Raw genomic sequence first — 21,364 nt, forward strand, 5'->3', positions numbered from 1 at the left:
ATGCCCGTCGGCCAATCTGTCGTGTGATATTGCGTTAAGCCTGTTTTTCAAGATTTGTCCGGTCCGGAAATAATTTCCATCGGGCTGGAACCAAATTGTTCCGGCATGATTGGCATACTCCTGAGCCGCTGACCCGGCAGCAACGTCTCCTAATTTCCCGAGTATCCGTGTGGTCCGGCTTGGCTTCATCATCGCATTACTGGCACTGGTCGGAGCTCTGCTCTCCGGCCTTGCGGCCTATCGCGTGCATGACCAGGAGCTGGCGATCGAGAATATCGCGCTGGGCCGGGCCGTGGATATCCATGCCAGCCTGGTGCAGGAGCGTCTGACCGAGCGCGAATTGCTGGCCCGGGTTGCAGCCGGGCTGTTTCGTGCCCCCACGGTCATGAAGGCCAATATGCTGCAGCCGTTGCGGTCTTCGATCTACGCCTTCAAGACCGATTTCGCCATCGCCGGATGGATCGCTCGCCTGCAGCCGAATGAATTGGCGGCCGCCAGCGCGGAGCTCGCCAGTGCCGGCTACCGCAATCCCACGATCCGCAACTACAACGACGATCGCCTCGATGCCAAGGCGCTGGAGCAGCCGCTGGACGTGCTGATGGATGTGGAGCCACGCAATTCCGTCACCGACGGCTTTGCCGGTCGCGTCCTGAACTTCTCCCCCATCACAGGGCCAACGCTGGCTCGCGCCCTGAACGAAGGCAAGCCGGTCGCCTCCAATCCCACGCCGCTGCAGCAGCCCGATGGACAGCTGGGATTGGTCCTGGTGACGCCCGTTGTGTCCGAGGGCAATCCCGCACCGGCTGGCTTCGTGTCGTTCTCCTATGAACTCGGGCCGTTGATGCTGGCCAATGACGAGATGTCATTGTTCTCGGTGGCGCTGAAAGATCCGCGTGTCGCTGATGGCGAAATCGTCGCCGACGACGACGGCAGGGTAACGGCGCGCCCGTTGGTGGGGAATGGTCCTGCGCTGGCAGTGCTGCGCACGGTTTCGTTCGGCGGACGTGACTGGTCGCTGGGCTATTATCCGAAGATCAATACCGAGCTGCGCGCGCAGCGCACCGCGATCATCGTCGGCGGGTTCGGCCTCGCGCTGACGGCCATTGTTTGCGGGCTGTTTGGCTATGTCTCCTACGCCAATCTGCGGCTGCGGCGCGAGGTGGAGATCCGCATCGGCTTCGAACGTCGCCTGACCGCCGTCATCGACGAGCTCAATCATCGCGTGAAGAACATTTTGGCGGTGATCCAGTCCATCGTGACGCGCACGCTGCGTCACGGCTCCGACGTGGACAGCGCGCGCGATCTCCTGATCGGTCGTATTCACGCGATGTCGAATGTCGTGTCGCTGCTGAGCGAGAGCCAGTGGCAGGGCGTGCAGCTCAAGGGCCTGTTTGAGGCGCGTGCGATCCCGCACGCCGACCGTATCGCACTGGAAGGTCCGGACATCATTGTCAGCGCGCGCGCTGCGCAGAGCCTGTCGCTGCTGTTCTTTGAACTTGCCTCGCATTCCGACGAGGGCCTCTCGCTGGTCGGCAAGCATCCGCATATCGTTGCGCATTGGGAGATTACGGGCAGCGAGCCGGATGGGCTGTTCAATTTCCGCTGGGAAGAGTTCAACACCAGCGAAGCAACGCGGCGGCCGGACAGCGATTTCGGTCTGGTGCTGCTCGATCGCGTGGCGCCGGAAGCACTGGGTGGTACGGCGAAGCGCTACTTCACCGATGTGTCCTACGTCTATGAACTAACGGCACCTGTCGAAACGGTGATCGACATGACCGAGCGCGACCGGACTGAGGCGCTGGCGAAGCCGATCAGATAATCGATCCCAACAAAAAAGCCGGCGTTTCCGCCGGCTTTCGTATTCGTTGTATCCGCTACGCCTGTTAGTGCGCAGCTTCCAGAGCGGCAGCTTCCGCCTTGGCGATGGTGCCCTTGACCGCGGTCTGCACCTTTTCAAAGGCACGGACTTCGATCTGACGGACACGCTCGCGCGAGACGCCGAACTCCGAGGCAAGATCTTCCAGCGTCATCGGTTCATCGGCGAGGCGACGCGCCTCGAAGATGCGCCGTTCGCGCGGGTTGAGGACGCCGATGGCGCCGTTCAGCGCCTGACGGCGATGATCGAACTCCTCGTGCTCCGCCATGATGGTTTCCTGATTGGGCGAGTTATCGACCAGCCAGTCCTGCCATTCGCCGGCTTCGCCGTCGTCACGGATCGGTGCGTTGAGCGACGCGTCGCCACCAAGGCGGCGGTTCATGTCGATCACGTCCTGTTCCGTCACGCCGAGACGCGTGGCGATCAGCTTCACCTGGTCGGGGCGAAGATCGCCTTCGTCCAGGGCGGAAATCTTGCTCTTCGCCTTACGCAGGTTGAAGAACAGCTTCTTCTGGTTTGCGGTGGTGCCCATCTTCACGAGCGACCACGAACGCAGAATGTACTCTTGAATCGAGGCCTTGATCCACCACATGGCGTAGGTGGCCAGGCGGAAGCCTTTCTCCGGCTCGAAGCGTTTCACAGCCTGCATCAGACCGACGTTGCCTTCCGAGACAACTTCGGAGATCGGCAGACCGTAGCCGCGATAGCCCATGGCGATCTTGGCGACGAGTCGCAGATGGCTGGTCACAAGGTGATGTGCCGCGTCGCGATCGTCGTGCTCGCGCCAACGCTTGGCAAACATATATTCCTGCTGAGGTTCCAACATCGGAAACTTGCGGATCTCGGCGAGGTAATGCGAGAGGCCGGATTCTCCATTGAGAACCGGAAGGGTAGCTGTACGGGCCATTATGATGCCCTCCAGTGGTTCAGACCCCCGATAGCGGCGGGCCAGGCAGCGAGCGCTTTGTTAAAGCCGCCCTGGCTGCGATGTTCCGCGTCTCATTTGACGCAGGTGCAACATACACCCTACTACAAGCGTATTGAAAGTGAATTCCCTGTCACGTTCCCGTGGGGCCAATATAAGCGTTTGGAAAAGCTTACTTTTTTATATGCATCTGCGTCATTCTGGCACGGCCATATGGGCCCGTAAAACCGCCAAATCGTGAGGAAGCTCGCTGGTCCACTCCAGAATCTCGCCCGTGCGAGGGTGCTCGAGCGCGAGCGAATAGGCGTGAAGCGCCTGCCGGTCGAGCGCTTCCAGCGCCGCGCGGCTCTTTACGCCCAGCGACGACGCCTTGGTCTTGAAATGCGAGCCATAGACCGAATCTCCCATCAGTGGATGCTGGATGTGGGCCAGATGCACGCGGATCTGGTGCGTCCGCCCGGTCTCGAGCTGGCAGGCCAGCAGGGTGGCGATCGGCTTGCCGTGGCGATCCGGGAATTCCTGCAGCACTTCCCAATGGGTGACGGCATCGCGGCCGCCTTCGCGGACCGCCATTTTCTCGCGGGCATGGGGGTGCCGGTCGATCGGCGCTTCCACCGTGCCGCGCGGCCGGTTCGGAATGCCCCAGGCAAAGGCCATATAGCCGCGCCGCATTTCGTTGGTGCGGCCGTGATCGGCGAATTGCGCCGTCAGCGACGCATGGGCGGCGTCGTTCTTGGCGACCACCATCAGGCCGGTAGTGTCCTTGTCCAGCCGGTGCACGATGCCCGGCCGCTTGACGCCGCCGATCCCCGACAAAGACGCGCCGCAATGGGCGATCAGCGCATTCACCAGCGTGCCGGTCTCGTGGCCGGCGGCGGGATGCACGACGAGGCCCTTGGGCTTGTTGATGACGATGATGTCCTCGTCCTCGAACACGATATCGAGGGCGATATCCTCGCCTTCGGGCTCCGGCGCGATGGCCGGCGGGACGTCGATTGTGATCGTATCGCCGGCAGCGACATGATAAGCGGGGTCGCGCACGGGGGTGGGGTCTTGCGCAGACCGGGTGATCGTCACCTGGCCGGCGAGGATCAGCGCCTTCAGCCGCGACCGCGACAAAGCCGGGCTGCGCACGGCGAGCACGCGATCGAGCCGGGTCGAGCCTTCGTCGCCCTGCACCGTGACATCCAGCCGTTGATCGTTCATTCCGTAAAGCCTTACCTGACAGAAGCGTGTTGCTTCGAGAGCCGTGAATTAAGAGACGAGTGTTTGCATGACCCAGCCCGCCGCCGATAGCGCGCCCGAACCGACCCTTGAACAGGCCGCCATGATCGCGCGCGTCCGCCGCATGATGCTGATCGCGGGCCTGACCACCGCCCTGGGCGTCGGCGCGCTGCTCGTCGTGATCGGCTACCGCCTTTTCCGCACGGATGGAAGCACTGTGACGTCGGCGACGACCGCGACCCTGCCGAAAGGCGCCAAAATCCTCTCCACGGGGGTAGCTGGCGACCGGATCGTGCTGACGCTGGACGTCGGCGGCAGCACCGAAATCCGCACTTTCGACGCCAAGAGCCTGAAACCCGCCGGCACGCTGAAATTCGCCAGCGAGCCCTGAGGTTCGCCAAAACGAACCATAACCATATAAGTGGGCGAGGGGGCGGCAGCATCTTGCAGCCACCGCCATTCCCGGCTATCCCCTCCCGCGCACGCTCCGTTCGTCTAACGGTTAGGACATGGCCCTCTCAAGGCTAAAATAAGGGTTCGATTCCCTTACGGAGCGCCATTTTTAGGCCAATTGAGAGCAAAATCACGAATCCGGGCAGCGGTGGTGTTGACTACTGCGGGTCTGGTTTCGGTTGAAAATCACCGTTTGCCGCGCAATTTCAGGTGCGCTCTGTCACGTCCGTAGATGAGCGCGACGAACTTTACCGGCCCCAGAATGCCGGCGTCGCCTTGAAGCGCCGCCATTTCTTGCGCAGCGTTGTCGCGGCCGCAATCTCGTCACGGGCCTGCCAGCCGGTCACCGTGCCGATGGCGAGGTGAAGTGCGGCCTGATCGCCTTGCCTGACGGAACCGAGCAATCCGCGGATACTTGCGATGTCGCATACGCGTCCAAGACTCTTTTGAAGTCTGGCGAGCCGAGCCACGTAGCGTTTGGCGGGCGCATGGCCGGTGTAAAGTGGCAAGAAGAATTCCGCCGCATAGCGCAGCCTCTTGAGCTCGATTCTGAGACTGTGCCGTGCAGCGGTGTCGAGCTGCCGGAAGTGCGTGCCACGCTTGCGCACCTTCCGCTGCTGTCGCGCCAGAATTTTGTCGGCGAGCGCCGGCATAGGCTGCGACAGGACGGCCAGCGCATCGCTGTCGATATCGTTGCGCCAGCGGCGGCGCTCGACCCAGTGCCCGAGCGAAAGCAGAAAACGGCTGTAGCGCGGATCGTCGAGAACCGCCTGCAGGCTGCTGTAGTTCGACTTGCGCTGTCGCTCGATTGCGTCGCGCAAGCCGCCGAAGTCGACCTCCGGCGTTGTCGTCGCCACGCGAGAAACGATCGTGGTCGCGAAAACGTCCCAATCGCGGGTCTGGCCGAGCTGTCGCATCAGCCACCTCGCTTCGCTGTTGATTGCCTCGAACGAGGGCGATGGAATCTCACGCCGGAACAGCGCACAGATCGTGCGCAGACGGCGCAGAGCGATGCGCATCTGGTGCACGCCTTCGGGATCGGATCCTTCCTTTGCCACCGCATGATTGCGCAGGAGATGATGCCAGCAAGCGCCCCCCAGCAGCGCAATGACGTCGTCAACCGCGTGCTCGGCAGTGATGTTGATGGGTTCGGCTTTCGCCGCCGGCTGCACGACATCGAACGCCAGCGCATAGCCGCGTTCTGCCTTGCTCCGTGTGCCGACCTGCAGTGGCGCCGCGTCGAGCAACTGCGTTCCGAGATCAAACAGCGCGCCGGCGTTGCCGCTCTTCAATTCGAGCTCGATCTCGGACAGGACTTCTTGACGCGTACCGGCCTCGATAGTCCCCACGTCGAAGGCGATCTCAACTGACGCATCAGGCAGATCGAGCTGCCGTGCATGCCGGCGAACTCTTGTCGCAAACGCTGGCACGAGCGCATCGGGCGTAAGCGTCGTCAGCGGATCGCCAATCTCGGCAACAGGAAGCTGCGCCAGGTCGGGAGTCATGCCGTCAACCGATGTCTCCCACTGCCATCGCGCCAACGGCCGCCCGATGTCGGGCAGAAGTTTCAGCGTCTGAATGAAATGCTTGCCGCTGCGTCGCACGCGCAGCGACATGCCGCGTTGAAACAGCGCTCTCTCCGGTGTGTCGTAATAAACTGTCTCCAGCTGGCGGACCACGCCGCGATTGCGCGCATGCTGTACGATGACGGGCATCTCGCGCAGCTTTTCCAGGATAGCTTGCGGCGCCAGCAGCTTGAGTTCGATTTCCGCCTGTTCGCCCGGTCGTACAGCAATTGCTGCGCCAGCAGGATCGGGCACGATTGGCTGCTGGGCGTTCAATGGTAACTCCATCGGAAGCACGCATCATATTTTATGACACTAGCAAGACATGCCCAAGATGGCGATGGAATGACGCGGTAAATTACGACGGCAATTTCCGGATCGATCGGGACCAGCGGGACTCAGGGCTGTTCGAATGGTGCGAACGCCCACATTCGTGAAAAGCAAAACGCTACCTCAGTCGGCGGCCTTAGTTTGCTTTTCGCTTGGCGGTTTGATCGGGATCTGCGGTACGGGACCAGTCACGACTGAAGATGATCTACCACCGGATGGCTTATCATCGGAGGCGTGACTTCTGATTGTCTCGAGCACCAGAAAAAACTTCTCGGCAAGCATGGCAGTAACCTCGCTGGCGAAAGTATCTCCATCATTAGTTGAGTCGAGTTGCTGAAAATTCAATCACTTACGGCAGGCCGCCGCAATTAAATTTGCGCGCCAGAGTATCGCGAAAGGGGCAGCGATATTCGCCTGGTTTACCTCGTCGGAACGAAAGCGATCCCGCCGAAGCTGGCGCTGTATTCAGGGCGAGTTACATCGTCCTTCGGGAGGCGCGAATGGGCCGCAAAGCCGACCTTGGTAGGATTGAATCTAGAGGCGTTTTCAGGAATTGTATAATAATTTCAACTATATAAAGGTCGTCAAATTTCCGTTTCCGCAAATCAATCTCGAAGCAAAGGCAGGAGTATTTTGCCTTGCCGCTCGATCTCCGCCAGATAGGGCGTGTCAGACAGGATGAAATACTTGATTCCGAGATCACGGTATTTCTGCAGCGAGCTGGCCACTTCGGATGCCGAACCGACCAGCCAGGTGGTGCCGGCGCCGGCTGCGCCGAATTTTCCTGGCGCTGTATAGAGATTGTCGTCGAGGACGTCGCCGCGGGCCTGCAGGTCGAGCAGTCGCTGTTGACCGATTGCGATTGGAGGGCCGTGGTCGTTCCAGCCCGCGCCTGCTTTCCGCGCCATGTCGGCAACCTTGGCTTCCGCCGTAGCCCAGGCCTCGGCCGAGCTCTCCCGGACAAGCGTCGTGATCCTGAGGCCAAACTCCAGGGGCGGGAGATCCCGATCAAGGCGCTGACTCAAGCTCTTGAGCCGCTCGATGCGCTGCTTGACGTCACCGAGCGGTTCGCCCCAGAACAACTGGACATCGGCTTCGGTTGCGGCGACATGCTCGGCCGCGTCCGACGCCCCGCCGAAATACAGTTTCGGATGTCGGCGACTGCCGCGCTGGATGATGCGCGGCGCAGCGGTGGAGTCAGCGACGCGGAAATGTGCGCCGGAATAGGTGACGTTTTCTTCGGTCCACAGCCGCCGGACGATGCGCATGAATTCCCTGGTCCGCGCATATCGCTGCGACGAGTCGGCTTCGTCATCGCCGTAAGCCGCCAGATTGTCCTTGCCGGAGACGATATTGATACGAACCCGGCCACCGCTCAATTGATCCAGTGTGGCTGCGGCAGATGCAAAATGCGCCGGCTGCCAATAGCCCGGGCGGATGGCTATGAGCGGCTCGAAACTCGTCGTGCGGGCCGCCAGCACTGAGGCGACGGTGAATGTGTCCGGCCGTCCCCAGCCGGTTCCGATCAGCGCGCCTTTCCACCCATGACGTTCCAGCGCTTGCGCCTGGTCGGCAAGCGTCTCAACGCTGTTGTGGTTTGGGTCGACGACATCGCCGCGGTGACCTGCCTTCACGTCATTCGGGATGTACCAAAGAAACTCCGAACGATCGCTCATGATGTCCTCTGACGATGGGACCGCATGTTTGCGTGCGGCTCACCGTCCCGTGTCGTTGTCAAAATGGGCGCACCGATGTCGCGCCGAACACGATGGCTGCGATCAACGCAAATGCGCCGTAAACGGCGGCCGTGTGCAGGCGCACCGCTGTGCGGTTCGACGACGCGCGCGCAGGGTTATGCAACCGGGCTTCCGCCGATAGTTCACGCATCATCGTTCTCCAACGCGACATTTGCAGATAACAAGGCGATAAATCCGGTCTGCGCAAGCGCGCGCCAGAAATAATGATGATCAGCACGTCGGGGCGTTCCGGCGTGGAGTAATATTCTCCATGCCGTCTGCACCAGGCAATTTTGTTCGTTCGGCGCGCTGATTGTCATTCTGGTCAGGCCAAGACAGTCTCGAACTCAGCGGGCCGTGGCGATGCGGGATTGGCTAGCCTTGTGACTTCGCTGGTCCATGAGTGCCTTCGCCGCGCGTTCCGCTGCACGGGCCGATCCGAAATGGTCGCCTTCCAGCGTGTCGAAGGCAGGCTCTGATGAAAAGAAGCGAAATCCGCGCTCTTCGGCGACGACGATTCCGGCAGTGCGATTGAAGACTTCGATGACATAGGCATTGGACATGCGCGTTCTGTTCGCCGCCGAGGCAGCGATCCTATCCGTGAGTGATGGGATGTTCGGTGTGAGCTTTACGCCGGAATCAACAACACGCGCCGGTGGCCGCGGACACGCAGCGGCGGGTTACGCGCTTGCGCAACTGGCTCACTACTGTTGTCTCATATGCGGTCATGCAGGCATTCCGAAGTGCACAATCTGTGTCACGAATATCCGACGGCGGCGTTCGTTCGTCAATGAAATGGCCATCCAAATTTAGCGGCGCCGCATAGCGACGATGCTGTGCGCGGGCATATGCAGCGAATGAACCGCTGTTTGGCGACGACCCCAGCCATTCGACTACGATGCGATCATCGCACCGTGTCGCGTACACCGGCCTGGGAGCTGCGCGTAGGCTGGTTCGAGTGCCTGAACGCGATTGTATCGGAAGCGAAGGCACGTGACGTGAGGTCGGCGCGTGAGAAGGAAGCATGGACGTATCGAAAATGCTGCACTTTTGGAATTCCTTGTCCTCGGCTCATGAGTCACAGTTGCAGCTGTATGAGATCGCAACAGGGGAGCCGCGATGTCGAGGGTTGCCGACGACGTCAAACAAGACATAGGTCGGGACGGTCCGGCGCCACTTTGGGACTTGGGTACGATCGTTGCCGGGCTGCGCGAGTCCCGCGACGTTGCCCACAATATCTGGCAGCGTGGGCCGAGCAGACGGGCGCCGTCGCGCGAAGCCCTTACAGAGGTGCTCAAGAGCCTCACCGAGGCATTGTTTCCCCGGCATTATGGCCGTTCCGATTTCGGCACCGAAAGCATCGATGCGTTTGTCGAAGGCAAACTGGGCGCCGCACTGGATGGCTTGCTCGAGCAAGTCTACCGCGGGCAGACTTTCGTTTCCGACGGCGCGCCGACCGAGCGACATTTTGAGGACGCCGTTGCGTTGACGCGCGGCTTCGCCGCCCGGCTGCCGGAGATCCGAGGCAGGCTGGTCAGCGATCTCAGAGCCGCCTTCGTGGGAGATCCTGCTGCGACGAGCTTCCCCGAAATCCTGATTGGCTATCCCGGCATGGTGGCGATCATCCATCACCGCGTCGCGCACCTGCTTTACAATCTCGGGGCGACGATGGTGGCGCGGTTGATCGCCGAGCTGGCGCATAGCGCAACGGGAATCGACATTCACCCGGGTGCGCGTCTTGGCGCCAGCATCTTCATCGACCATGGCACCGGCGTCGTGATCGGCGAAACTGCCATCGTCGGTGATCGCGTCCGAATCTATCAGGCGGTAACGCTTGGAGCCCGGCACTTCCCCACCGATCACGAGGGCAAGGCCATCAAGGGCAATGCGCGCCATCCGATCATCGAGGACGATGTCATCATCTATGCCGGCGCGACCATTCTGGGACGCATCGTGGTCGGAAGCGGCTCCACCATCGGTGGCAACGTCTGGTTGACCGAAGACGTACCGCCCAACAGTTTCGTGACGCAGGCATCGGTGCGGAGCAAGATCAGCCCGCGATGATGGTTGGATAGCCGTCGCGTTAATACGCTGCCGCAGTCCCGACAGGCATGGCCCGTAGTCAGACCATGCCACATCGCGTCAGGGAGGATAAGCAAGCTATCCTCCCTTGGGATTACCAGGCGGCGAGGATCGAGCCGTTGAACTTGGTGCGGATGAAATCCTTCACCGGCTGCGACCGATAGATCGAGATGAACTTCTTGATCTGCGGATCGTCCTTGCGATCGTCACGTGCGGCGAAGACGAGGGTATAATATGGCTTGGCTTCGACGACGCTGGTTTCGGCCGCAAGCGCCTTGTTGAGGTCCAGGCCGGCGAGATAGGCGTAGTTGGATGACACAAAGGCGGCTGCCACGTCATCGAGAGACCGCGGCAACTGGGCCGCGTCGATCTCGACGATATGGAGCTTCTTTGGATTTTCAGTCACATCGAGAATGCTCGCCGAGAGGCCGGCATCGGTCTTCAACTTGAGCAGTCCAGCGGTCTGAAACAGCAACAATGCGCGCGCTGCATTGGTCGGATCGTTGGGGATGGCGATCTTGGCCCCGTCGGGAATGTCGGAGGCCTTGGTGTATTTCTTGGAGAAGACGCCGGCCGGCACCAGGATCGATTCATCGAGGGCGGAGAGCTTGTAACCGCGCGCCTTCGACTGATTGGCGAGATAGAAGCGGTGCTGGAAGTTGTTGAGGTCGATGTCGCCTGCCTGCAGCGCTGCATTGGGCTGGTTCCAGTCGCTAAACTCGATGATCTCCGCCTTCAGTCCCTCTTTCTCGGACAGCCGCGCGGCCTCGCGAAGAATGTCGCCATAGGGCCCTGCCGAAACGCCGACCTTGAGCGGCTTGTCGGCGGCGTTGGCCTGCAGGGCGGGTAACGACAGTGCAAGCGCTGAAAGGGAGAGAATGAGAAATCGAGATGCAGCTCTCATGATGTGTCCAGGTTGGGAATGAAGTGAATGTATCGCGCTCGCTACGATGTCGCAGCGTTCCGGATTGCCTAGAAAAAGCCCTTGGCCGGCAGCGGCGTGCCGTTGACCTCATAGGCGCCGATCGCCTGTGCCTTGTAGGTCACCGGGTTGTGCGACGACAGCGTCCGCGCATTGCGCCAGTGGCGGTCAAGATTGTCGGACTTCTTGGTCGCGGATGCGCCGCCGGCGTCGAACAGCAGGCTGCCACTGCGGATGGCCAATTCGTCGACGACGATCTTGGCTTTGGACGATGCGAGGGCGGCATCCAGCGCTGGCTTGGTATCTTCGCGATCCGGGGCCTTGCTCGATACGTCAAGCGCGTCGGCCGCGGCCAGCACGGTTGCTTCTGCCGCGAACGCATTGCTTGCGATCTGGCCAACGGTCTGCTGCAGGATGGGGTCTTCGCGCGGGCGAAGAGTCGGCGCGTAATAGAAACTGCGTGCGCGCCGCCTGACCAGGTCGCTGGCGTCTCGCAGGATGGCTGCGGCGATACCAGCATTGATGGCCGTCAGGTAGAGTTGCGCGAACGTGTTCTGATAGGCGGCCCCATAACCGATATTGGGCTGATCGAAAATGAGCTCGGCCGCTTCGACCCGGACGTTGCGGAAATGCGTGGTGCCGCTTCCGGTCAGGCGCTGGCCCGAACCATCCCAGTCATCGACCAGCTCGATGCCTTCGCGCTTAACCGGAATGATCGTCGTTGCGAGCGCTTGGTTACCATCCGCGACGCGCACCAGCACGTAGTCCGCATAGAGCGTGCCGGTGCTGTAATATTTGGTGCCGTTAAGGCGGTAGCCATCGTCATCCGGCGTGACGGTGGTGGCGGGAGCGATGTCTCCCACCTGCGAACTGCCCAGCTCCGTGGTGGCAAGGCCAATGATGGCGCCGGCCGCGACGTCGTCGCGCCACTTGCGGTTCTGCGCGCTTGGCGGCGAGGTCAGCAGGCGCTCGACCACGCTATAGTGATTGCGCAGGATATGCGCGACATTGGCGTCGGCTTCCGCCAGCCTGATGACTGCAGTGAGCAGTTCACGCACCGTACTGCCGCCGCCGCCGTCGGCCTTGGGAATGCGGAGCGCGCCGATCCGCGATCGGCGGATCAGCTCGATGATATCGTAAGGCAGAACACGGTCGTGCTCGCGCTCTGCCTCGCCCTGCGCGATGTGATCAAACAACTGTTGCAGATCGGACGAGCCGATCCGGATCGGCTGCGACACGTCGAACGAGTGCTGTGGTGTGGGCTTGTTCATGGGGTTCTTTCTCGGCGATTCCAGGGGAAGGATCGAGCGGCGATAGAAGCTTAAAGACTGGCCAGATGATCCGAGACGGTGACGGATTCGGGCAGGACCTTTCGCTCGGTCAGCCAGTTCGCTGCGGTTTGCAGTTCTCCGACGAATTTCTTGTCCGACACCGGAATGAGCGTGTAGTTGCGCTTGCGCTCAATGAACTGGTCGCGAATCCGGTCGTCGTACTTCGCGACCTTCTGGATGAGATGCTCGGCGTCGGTGGTGTTCTTGTTGACCCACTGCGCTTCCTTCTCATAAGCCGCGTTGAGCGCCCGCACGATGGCCGGATTGTCCTTCGCGAATTTGCGGGACGTCACGTAAGAAGAGAAGTCGATCTGGAATGGCAGGTCGCGTCCCTCAAGGAAAACGTCGTGAGCCTTGTAGTCCAGCCGCGCGATGTCGACGCCCGGCGACCACATCGACCAGGCATCCACCTTGCCGGATGCGAGTGCTGGCGCGGCGTCCGGTGGGTTGAGATAGACGAATTTCACCTTGGAGCGGTCGACCTTGTGCTTCTCGAGCGCTGCGATGAGCAGGAATTCGCCAAGTCCGGAGCGGTTGACCGCGACCGACTTGCCGACCAGATCCTCGACCTTGTTGATGTCGGAATCATCCTTGGCGATGATCGCCGTCGTGCGCGGCTCGTAGAGCACGAACTGGGTGAAGACGAGTGGCGAGCCGGCGATGATGGCCGCCAGCGCGGGCGTGGTGCTACCGCCAAAGCCAAAATCAGCACTGTCACCGGTCACTGCCTGTAAGGTCGGCGCGTGGTTCGGGAATGGGCCGAGCCATTCCACCTTGATGTCATGCTGGGCGAGTGCCTTCTCGAACTCGCCGCGCTCCTTCGCGATCAGCGTGAGACCATGATAACCCCAGGTGAGACGGACCTTGTCGGTCTTTCGCCCGGTGCTTTGCGCGATGGCGTCGTCATGGCTCGCGAGATGAATGCCGGCATAGGCGCTGACACCCGCCATCGCGAGACTGAGAAAATCCCGGCGTGACGATGTGAAGAACGGTTTTGACATGAGAAAACTTCCTGTGAGGTGGAATCAGGCGACCTGGAGATTGGTGGCGACGCCGAGTTCGCGAAGTAGTTGATCGCGGGATGCAGCCGGCCTGCCGTGAGTATCTACGCGGTGCTCGGATGCGATCACGCCGTTGCGCATCACCAGAATTCGGTCGGCGAGGGCAATTGCTTCATCGACGTCATGCGTAACGAGAAGCACGCCGGGCTGGTGGCGGGCGATAAGCTCCTTGACCAGCACATGCATGCGAATTCGCGTCAGTGCGTCCAGTGCCGCGAAGGGCTCGTCCAGCAACAGCAGCCGAGGCTCCTGCACCAGCGCGCGGGCGAGGGCGACGCGCTGCGCCTGCCCGCCAGACAGATTACGCGGCCAGTCGTCCAGCCGGTCGCCTAGACCGACCTCAACCAGGGCAGCGGCGGCACGCTTGCGCGGATCCGCGCCGGGAAGGCCGAGCGAGACATTCTGCCAGAGCGTATCCCAGGGCAGCAGGCGATGTTCCTGAAACACCACCGCAGGTCGCCCGGGCGCATCGATATGTCCGCCCTGGATCGGGTCGAGGCCAGCGAGGGCGCGTAGCAACGTGGTCTTGCCGCAGCCGCTCTCACCGAGAAGCGCGACGAATTCACCGCGCCCGATGCGGAGATCCAGCCTATCGATCACCACCCGCGGGCCATAGGCCCGCGTCAGGCCGCTCACGGTTACGGCGTTTTCGCTAGATGTCACGGATGTCGGGCTCATGATCGTGCGCCCTTGCCGTAGTTCGGATGCCAGGCGAGCAATTTGCGTTCGAGCAGCCGGGCGATGGAGTCGGCGGCAACCCCGATCAGCGCGTAGATCACGATGGTCAGCACGATCACGTCGGTGCGCAGGAATTCGCGGGCGTCCATGGCCAGGAACCCGAGGCCTGATTGCGCGCCGACGGTCTCGGCCACCACAAGCGCCAGCCATGCCGTTGCCAGCGAATAGCGGACACCCGTGAGGATCGACGGCAACGCGCCGGGCAGGATGATGCGCCGGATCAATTGCAGCGTGGACAGCCCCTGGACGCGGCCGAGCTCGATCAGCTTCGGATCGATCTGGCGAATGCCGAGGGTGGTGTTGATATAGATAGGGAAGGCGACGCCGAGCGAGACCAGAAAGATCTTCTGTCCCTCACCGACGCCGAACCAGACGATGACGAGCGGTACGAGGGCAAGGAATGGGATCGCGCGGATCATCTGCACGCTGCGATCGATCAATGCTTCGGCGATGCGCGAGAAGCCCACCAGCGTGCCGAGGATGAAGCCGATGCTGCCGCCGATTGCAAAGCCCGCGGCCGCACGCAGCAAGCTGACGCCGAGATCGTTCAGCAGCGATCCGGACAAAGTCAGTTTCCACGCTGTGCGTAGCACCTTCGAGGGGGCAGGAAGGACTTGTGGCGACAGCCAACCGGCCTGCGCCAGCGCTTCCCATACAACGATGAGAATAACGGGCGCGATCCAGGACAGGACGATCAGATTTGGCTTCAGGCCGGGTTTGGCAATGGTGGAGGTGTGGCGCGCGGGTGCCGGCGTTGCGGGCGCGCGATACTCCTGTTGAATGACGTAGTCGACGTTGCTCACCCTGCCATCCATTGCTGCAGTTCTGAAATTCAGCGGCGATGATAGAGCAACGAAAAGCGCAGCGTCTTCAGTTTCTTCGGCGAAACCATTCTCCATGCGATATTAGATCAGTTTGATATCCGAGCGACGCGATTGAGAGGCGAACGATCTTTTGCGGTGCCTGTTTTTGGAAAATGAAGCTGCGTGTTGCCTTGAAATTCAATCCGCCCGACGCGCAGTGGAATTTTCTTGTGGTGCTGCGCGTCATGCGAAGAAGAAGTTTCTCATTCGATCCGCGCTATTTTGCCGCCGATGTCATAAGTGCACGGCGGTGCTTGCATTGTCGTGTGCGGGTCGTCTTATAGCGAGAGCGACGTGAATATGAGGCAGACCATGAGCACGAACCCTCTTCGATTTGGCGTCTGGGCACCGGTGCATGGGCCACGGGCGGCGCATCAGGATCCCGAAGAGCCGTATGATGCGTCGTGGGAGCGCAACAAGGCGCTGGTCCTGCAGGCCGAGGCACTGGGCTACGATTCGACCCTGATCGCGCAGCACACCATCAATCCGCATCAGGAAGATCTCGATCAACTCGAGACCTGGAGTTCTGCAGCGGCGCTGGCTGCACTGACCAGCCGGATCGAGATCATCGCGGCGATCAAGCCCTATCTGTTTCATCCGGTCGTACTCGCCAAGATGGCACTGCAGATCGAGAATATCAGCCGCGGCCGCTTTGCGCTCAATCTGGTCAATGCCTGGAACAAGCCCGAGCTGGAGAAAGCCGGTATCGGCTTTGCCGAGCATGACGATCGCTATGCCTATGGCAAGGAATGGATCTCGATCGTTGCGCGACTGACGAGCGGGGAACGGCTGACGCACAAGGGCGAAAATTTCGATGTCCGAGACTACGCGCTACGTCCGAAGGACCTGTACCGGGCGCGGCCCGCGATCTATGTCGGCGGTGAGTCGGAGCCGGCGTGCGAACTGGTCGCGTCCCATGGCGATGTCTGGTTCATCAACGGCCAGCCGCTGGCCGATGTCACGGCACTGATCGCCAATGTGGCGGCACGACCGCGGGCCGGCGCTCCGCTGCGTTTTGGCCTGTCGGCCTTCGTGATCGCGCGTGAGACTGATGCAGAAGCCGAGCAGGCACATCAGCGTCTGCTGGCGCTTGCCGCGCAGGACGCGCCGATGAAGGCCATTCAGCGTGTCAATACCGATCCCAAGGTCGTGATGATGCAAACGATGCAGAAGTCGCCGCGGGTCGGCACCAATGGCGGGACCGCTGCGGGTCTGGTGGGAAGCTACGATACGGTCGCTGCCCGTATCCGCGAGTTCCATGCCGCCGGCATAGAGTTGTTCATGCTGCAATTCCAGCCATTGGAGAGTGAGATGCAGCGTTTTGCCGAGCAAATCTTTCCACGGGTGAAGGGGGAGGCAACTTTGCTGAAGGCCTCGCGCGGTTGAGTTGACGCTACAAGGCGGTCCTGCAAGGCGTGATCTCCGCCTAGTGAAACCACCACACGAACAGGCTGAGGAACGTCGCGTGTCCCAGTACCAAAGCGGTCATCTTTCCGAGATACATGCCTTGGTCCTTTCTCCTGTCTACATGGCTGATGCGTTGTCCCGGGCAGCATCGAGGCGGAGTGCCTGCAGCGCGCGATCGAGTTGCTGGGCTGGCGTCACTGTGACTGCAGCATTCCGGGACATGTCAGGCTTGGGCTGATGGGCAGCGTGATAGGTCTCGACGGCCGTCGCAAGCGCGAGAGCGCCTGCGATGGCAACGGCGAGAAGTGGCGGATGTGGCATCAATTCGACTCCTGAAGACACCCATTAACGCTCCACACAGCGCGCTTGGGAATTCCAAAGTTGGGCCGAACGGCTTCCAATCCTTCTTTCGGAGCGTCGGTCACGAGGCGTAAATGCTTGCGGATGCGCGCGATGTTCCGCGTGCGTGGGAGCACCGACGCCGAACGTTTTTCACGATGATCGTGATCACAACATTAAACATCTTCAATCTATAGCGATGCTGAAATCGCATCATCCGTTTTCAGGCTGTCGGGAAATGAGTTTCTTATTTGAAACGCCCCATTGGCGCGGCGGGTCTCCGGGATCAGATTGAAGCAAATGGGCCGCATGAAATGTGTGATGAGCCCATGTCAATCGGGAGAACCATCATGGGACTGCTCAACGAGAAGATCACGGCCGGTGCATTCGTCACCGCGGATCTGAACTATCTGGCACCGATCAATGGCCGCCCTCGCACCTATACATTCGATCCTCCGGCAGGAGAGCCGCGCTCCAACGCGGAGCCGGAGCCGCATGCGGTTGCGATCCATGATGTGCGGCCGAGCATCGATCAGTGGTCGCTCGATGAACACGGCTTTGCGGTGGCGCACCAGCACAGCGCGGTCTCCGACTTCTACGATGATGAGAACGTCAAGGGCGTCTACTATCCCGAAGCCGAGAAGCTGCTGAAAGACATCACCGGCGCGATCCGTGTCTTCATCTTCGATCATACCGTGCGCAAGCGCGTCGATGGCGTCAATGACCGCGGCGACGGCCCGCGCCAGCCAGTCGCGCGGGTACATGTCGATCATACGGATAGATCGGGTCCGCAACGTGTCCGCGATTTGATCCCGGAGGACGCGGAAGAATTGCTCAAGGGTCGGGTGCAGATCATCAATCTTTGGCGTCCGATCCGCGGCCCGTTGAAGGATTCGCCGCTGGCGGTCGCCGATGCGCGGACCGTTCGCTTTGACGAACTGGTCGGATCGGATCTGGTCTATCAGCACCGGGTCGGTGAAACCTACGCAGTGAAATTCAATCCGCAGCATCGCTGGTACTACGTGCCGGATATGACGCCCGACGAGATCTTGCTGCTGAAGTGCTATGATTCGGCCAAAGATGGCGTCGCGCGTTTCGCTCCGCACACGGCCTTCGCCGATCCGACCGCGCCTGTGGATGCGCCGCCGCGCGAGAGCATCGAGCTGCGCGCGCTGGTGTTTCACGCACCATAGGGTGGGCTAACGCGACCATGATGCTCCCGTCGATCGCGGCGGGAGCATTCACCTGTGACGATATCACGCCGTGACGGCCGCTGCGGGGCGCTTTGCATAGCGGCTGGGCGGACGTTCCAATCCGAAGTGGTCGCGCAGCGTGGTTCCCTCGTAGTCGCGGCGGAAGATACCGCGCTTTTGCAGCAGGGGGACGACTTCGTCGACGAACACGGCCAGACCGGTCGGCAAGACGTCAGGCATCAGGTTGAAGCCATCGGCGGCGCCGGCCCTGAACCAGGCCTCGATATCGTCGGCGATCGCCTCGGGCGTTCCGACGATGATGCGATGGCCGACCCCGCCGCCCAGCGCCTTGAGCAGTTGCCGCACCGTCAGATTATCCTTGCGGGCCATGGCGACGGTGCCCTTGAACATCGTCTGGTTGGCATTGGCCGGCAGTGGAATGTCCGGCAATGGCTTGTCGAGTTCGAGGATGTCGGGCGAGACATGCAGTGTTCCTGCCAGGCGCGACAGGCTGTACTGGATCGGCACCAGGTCCCACAATTCGTCTTGCCGTCGCTGCGCCTCGGCCTCGGTGCTGCCGATGATGGTCGCGAGGCCCGGCAGGATCACGATGGAATCCGACGGGCGGCCATAGGCGACGGCCCGCGCCCGCAGATCACGCGCATAGGCGACGCCGTCGTCGATCGATTGCGACAGCGTGAACACCGCATCGGCCTGCGCCGCCGCGAGGTCGCGGCCGTCGCTTGAACCGCCGGCCTGTACGGTGATCGGCCGTCCCTGCGGCGAGCGCGGTACGGTCAACGCACCGGCCACGGTGTAATGCGTGCCGCGATGATCGATGGCGTGGACCTTCGATATATCGACGAAGCGCGCCGACGCCTTGTCGCCGACAAAGGCGTCGTCTTCCCAGCTGTCCCACAGCGCGTGCACGACTTCGGCGAATTCCTTTGCGCGCTCATAGCGCAAGCCGTGTTCGAGTACGTTCGACAGGCCGAAATTGCGGCTCGCAGACGCGTCCGCCGTGGTCACCGCGTTCCAGCCGACGCGGCCGCCGCTTGCATGGTCGAGCGTCGCGAAGCGACGTGCGATGTTATACGGCTCGTTATAGGTCGTGGATGCGGTGGCGATCAGGCCGATATGCGTGGTCGCGGCAGCCACGCTAGCCAGAACGATGGTCGGCTCCATGGATTGAAACGGCCGCAGGTCGATGCGGTCGGTGATGGCCGGCGTGTCGGCGAGAAAGATCGCGTCGAACTTTCCGCGCTCGGCGATCTTCGCGACATTCACATAATGCTGCACGTCGTAGAATGCGCCGGGATCGCTGTCGGGTAACCGCCATGCCGATGCATAGACGCCGGAATGAAGCAGGTTCACGTTGAGATGCAGTTTGCGTTCACTCATGGAGCATTCCTGATGGGCGAGGCGGAGAGCGATCCAGTTGTCTTCGGGCTCGCGCGTATGACATTCGCCCACTGATCGCATCGCATCGCGAATGATCTTTCAAACTTGGTGTCGCGACGGTGAGATCGCGTGAAGTGCATTGTCTTTGCGCGGATTGCAGATTTAGATCGCGCTACAAATTGCTACCGCGTTGCAGCGCTCAGATGAAGTGGCAACTCCATGTCATTGATCACTTCAGAAAATGCGAGACGTTGCTGCCGCGGTTGGTAGTCAAAAACACCAACGGACGGTCCCCAATGAGGAAGATTAGTATTTCGGCGCGCGCGTCGATTGCCATCGTGTCGGTCATGCTTGGCGGGCAGCTTGCGCAGGCGCAGGAGGGCAAGCCGGTTTCGGGCGGCGCCATCACATGGGGCGTTGCGACCGAGCCGAGCTGCTTCGATCCGCATCGCGCCTCCCAGCAGGCCGCGTTTTTCGTGGCGCGCAACTATATCGACTCGCTGGTCGGCAAGAAGACCGACGGCACCTTCGCGCCATGGCTGGCGACTGAGTGGTCGATCTCGCCGGACGGAAAGGAATATACGTACAAGCTGCGCGAGGACGTCGTCTTCCACGACGGCGAGAAGTTCGACGCCGCGGCGGTGAAGGCGAATTACGATTTCGTCAAGAAGCCGGAAAACGCCACCAATGCAGTCGCGCTGCTGCAATATTTCGATCGCGCCGAAGTCGTGTCGCCCTATGTCGTCAAATTGATCCTGACGCAGCCGGATTCGACGTTCCTGGAGTCCACGTCCAACGTCAAGCTGGGCATCATCTCGCCAAAGGCCCTCGCCAAGGGCGACCTGTGCGGCGGTGGGCCGCTGCTGGCGGGCAGCGGGCCGTTCGTGTTCGAGCGCTACAGCCGTGGCCAGTCCGCCGTGTTCGTCCGCAACAAGGATTACAAGTGGGGACCGGGTTATGCCGCGCATACTGGTCCGGCCTATCTCGATCGCGTGACCTTGCGGTTCCTGCCGGAGGCTGCAGTGCGGGCCGGTGCGCTGACGTCGGGGCAGGTCGATCTGATCGAAGGCGTGCAGCCGACCGACGCGCCGCTGTTCGCGGATCAGGCTGAATTCAAATTGTTGACCGGTCCGTCCGGCGCCAGCACGTCGTTCACGTTCAACATCAACTACACCATTCCGCCCGCGGATGACGTGCGGGTCCGGCGCGCGCTGCGTGACGGTTTCGATCTCGAACCGCTGGTCAAGCAGGTCTATCTCGGTACGGTGCCGCGTGCATGGTCCATCATCGGCCCGGCCAACCCGGCCTATAACAAGGCGCTGGTCGGTGCGTGGGGCAACAATATCGCAGGCGCCAACAAGCTGCTCGATGAAGCCGGCTGGACCGGCCGCGATTCTGAAGGCTTCCGCACGAAGAATGGCGTGCGCCTGAAGATCGACGTCGGCTATCCGCAGCCTTACGTCCGCGACAACCGCGAAGTGCTGATCCAAGGCATCCAGGCCGCGTTGCGCAAGAATATCGGCTTCGATCTCAACCTGCGCATCATCACCGCTGGCGAATATGCCAAGAACAACGCCAACGGCAACTGGACGATCTATCCGAACACCGACAATCCATCGGATCCGGCGCGGGAGTTGTGGGACATGCTCGGCTCCAAAGGGTTTCTGTATTCCAACATTGCCAATCCGGATCCGCAGATCACGGGTCTGATCGATGAGGCGCTGCGCTCGACCGATGTGGCGAAGAAGCGTGCCCTCACCGATGAAATCCAGAAGCTCGGCGTCGACCAGGCCTTCATCGTGCCAATGTTCGCACCGAGCTGGTTCCTGGCGGCGAAGAACAACGTCAACGGGTTGAGCTTCGAGGCGGGTCTGGACTCGCCATCGAGCGCCTACGACTTCTGGCTGGCGAAGTAGAC

The 21,364-nt window shown here is 61.3% G+C and carries 19 protein-coding genes and 1 tRNA gene; 7 read left to right on the forward strand and 13 right to left on the reverse strand.

Features of this window, described 5'->3' with window-relative positions; genetic code table 11:
- Positions 1-169 precede the first annotated feature (169 nt).
- Positions 170-1,819: an HWE histidine kinase domain-containing protein gene (locus RSO67_RS24760; protein WP_315840988.1), complete on the forward strand. Its 1,650-nt coding sequence runs from the start codon at positions 170-172 to the stop codon at positions 1,817-1,819.
- Positions 1,820-1,883: 64 nt separating this feature from the next.
- Here the strand turns inward: RSO67_RS24760 and rpoH are convergent, their stop codons facing one another.
- Entirely contained in the window at positions 1,884-2,783 is a 900-nt protein-coding gene (gene rpoH / locus RSO67_RS24765; RefSeq protein ID WP_089261507.1) for an RNA polymerase sigma factor RpoH, read from the reverse strand.
- Positions 2,784-2,996: 213 nt separating this feature from the next.
- On the reverse strand, positions 2,997-4,007 hold the full coding sequence (locus RSO67_RS24770) for an RluA family pseudouridine synthase (protein ID WP_315840989.1): 1,011 nt from the start codon (positions 4,005-4,007) through the stop codon (positions 2,997-2,999).
- 67 nt (positions 4,008-4,074) lie between these two features.
- Here RSO67_RS24770 and RSO67_RS24775 point away from each other — a divergent pair, with 67 nt between their 5' ends.
- On the forward strand, positions 4,075-4,416 hold the full coding sequence (locus tag RSO67_RS24775; RefSeq protein ID WP_089261503.1) for a hypothetical protein: 342 nt from the start codon (positions 4,075-4,077) through the stop codon (positions 4,414-4,416).
- Positions 4,417-4,509: 93 nt separating this feature from the next.
- Positions 4,510-4,584: transfer RNA gene (locus RSO67_RS24780), tRNA-Glu, on the forward strand.
- A 142-nt stretch (positions 4,585-4,726) separates the two neighbouring features.
- On the opposite strand, the gene RSO67_RS24785 is transcribed toward RSO67_RS24780, so the two are convergent.
- The 4 genes from RSO67_RS24785 to RSO67_RS24800 form a co-directional block, all read right to left on the reverse strand.
- Positions 4,727-6,319 carry a CHAD domain-containing protein gene (locus RSO67_RS24785; RefSeq protein ID WP_315840990.1) on the reverse strand — a complete coding sequence of 531 codons (1,593 nt, stop codon included), beginning with the start codon at positions 6,317-6,319 and terminating at the stop codon, positions 4,727-4,729.
- Between the two features lie 659 nt (positions 6,320-6,978).
- On the reverse strand, positions 6,979-8,049 hold the full coding sequence (locus tag RSO67_RS24790; RefSeq protein WP_315840991.1) for an LLM class flavin-dependent oxidoreductase: 1,071 nt from the start codon (positions 8,047-8,049) through the stop codon (positions 6,979-6,981).
- A gap of 58 nt (positions 8,050-8,107) precedes the next feature.
- Positions 8,108-8,347 (reverse strand): hypothetical protein, encoded by a 240-nt coding sequence (locus tag RSO67_RS24795; RefSeq protein ID WP_315844402.1) that lies wholly within the window; start codon positions 8,345-8,347, stop codon positions 8,108-8,110.
- A gap of 109 nt (positions 8,348-8,456) precedes the next feature.
- Positions 8,457-8,672: a hypothetical protein gene (locus RSO67_RS24800; RefSeq protein ID WP_068738647.1), complete on the reverse strand. Its 216-nt coding sequence runs from the start codon at positions 8,670-8,672 to the stop codon at positions 8,457-8,459.
- A gap of 556 nt (positions 8,673-9,228) precedes the next feature.
- On the opposite strand from RSO67_RS24800, the gene epsC reads away from it, so the two are divergent.
- On the forward strand, positions 9,229-10,173 hold the full coding sequence (epsC, locus tag RSO67_RS24805) for a serine O-acetyltransferase EpsC (protein WP_315840992.1): 945 nt from the start codon (positions 9,229-9,231) through the stop codon (positions 10,171-10,173).
- 112 nt (positions 10,174-10,285) lie between these two features.
- On the opposite strand, the gene RSO67_RS24810 is transcribed toward epsC, so the two are convergent.
- The 5 genes from RSO67_RS24810 to RSO67_RS24830 form a co-directional block, all read right to left on the reverse strand.
- Entirely contained in the window at positions 10,286-11,095 is an 810-nt protein-coding gene (locus RSO67_RS24810; RefSeq protein ID WP_315840993.1) for a MetQ/NlpA family ABC transporter substrate-binding protein, read from the reverse strand.
- 68 nt (positions 11,096-11,163) lie between these two features.
- Entirely contained in the window at positions 11,164-12,384 is a 1,221-nt protein-coding gene (locus RSO67_RS24815; protein WP_315840994.1) for an acyl-CoA dehydrogenase family protein, read from the reverse strand.
- A 50-nt stretch (positions 12,385-12,434) separates the two neighbouring features.
- Entirely contained in the window at positions 12,435-13,445 is a 1,011-nt protein-coding gene (locus tag RSO67_RS24820; protein WP_315840995.1) for an NrtA/SsuA/CpmA family ABC transporter substrate-binding protein, read from the reverse strand.
- 24 nt (positions 13,446-13,469) lie between these two features.
- Positions 13,470-14,183, reverse strand: a complete 714-nt coding sequence (locus RSO67_RS24825) for an ABC transporter ATP-binding protein (protein ID WP_315840996.1) — start codon at positions 14,181-14,183, stop codon at positions 13,470-13,472.
- Positions 14,180-14,968 carry an ABC transporter permease subunit gene (locus RSO67_RS24830; RefSeq protein ID WP_315844353.1) on the reverse strand — a complete coding sequence of 263 codons (789 nt, stop codon included), beginning with the start codon at positions 14,966-14,968 and terminating at the stop codon, positions 14,180-14,182. Before RSO67_RS24830 ends, RSO67_RS24825 begins: the two co-directional genes overlap by 4 nt.
- A 450-nt stretch (positions 14,969-15,418) precedes the next feature.
- Here RSO67_RS24830 and RSO67_RS24835 point away from each other — a divergent pair, with 450 nt between their 5' ends.
- Positions 15,419-16,492 carry an LLM class flavin-dependent oxidoreductase gene (locus tag RSO67_RS24835; protein ID WP_315840997.1) on the forward strand — a complete coding sequence of 358 codons (1,074 nt, stop codon included), beginning with the start codon at positions 15,419-15,421 and terminating at the stop codon, positions 16,490-16,492.
- 138 nt (positions 16,493-16,630) lie between these two features.
- Here RSO67_RS24835 and RSO67_RS24840 read toward each other — a convergent pair whose 3' ends face one another.
- Complete coding sequence (locus tag RSO67_RS24840; RefSeq protein ID WP_315840998.1) at positions 16,631-16,834, reverse strand: hypothetical protein; 204 nt, start codon at positions 16,832-16,834, stop codon at positions 16,631-16,633.
- A gap of 368 nt (positions 16,835-17,202) precedes the next feature.
- On the opposite strand from RSO67_RS24840, the gene RSO67_RS24845 reads away from it, so the two are divergent.
- Positions 17,203-18,045 (forward strand): CmcJ/NvfI family oxidoreductase, encoded by an 843-nt coding sequence (locus RSO67_RS24845; protein WP_315840999.1) that lies wholly within the window; start codon positions 17,203-17,205, stop codon positions 18,043-18,045.
- Positions 18,046-18,108: 63 nt separating this feature from the next.
- Here RSO67_RS24845 and RSO67_RS24850 read toward each other — a convergent pair whose 3' ends face one another.
- Entirely contained in the window at positions 18,109-19,446 is a 1,338-nt protein-coding gene (locus RSO67_RS24850) for an LLM class flavin-dependent oxidoreductase (protein ID WP_315841000.1), read from the reverse strand.
- Positions 19,447-19,742: 296 nt separating this feature from the next.
- On the opposite strand from RSO67_RS24850, the gene RSO67_RS24855 reads away from it, so the two are divergent.
- Positions 19,743-21,362: an ABC transporter substrate-binding protein gene (locus tag RSO67_RS24855; RefSeq protein WP_315841001.1), complete on the forward strand. Its 1,620-nt coding sequence runs from the start codon at positions 19,743-19,745 to the stop codon at positions 21,360-21,362.
- Positions 21,363-21,364: the final 2 nt, after the last annotated feature.

Source organism: Tardiphaga sp. 709, from assembly GCF_032401055.1.
GTDB lineage: Bacteria > Pseudomonadota > Alphaproteobacteria > Rhizobiales > Xanthobacteraceae > Tardiphaga.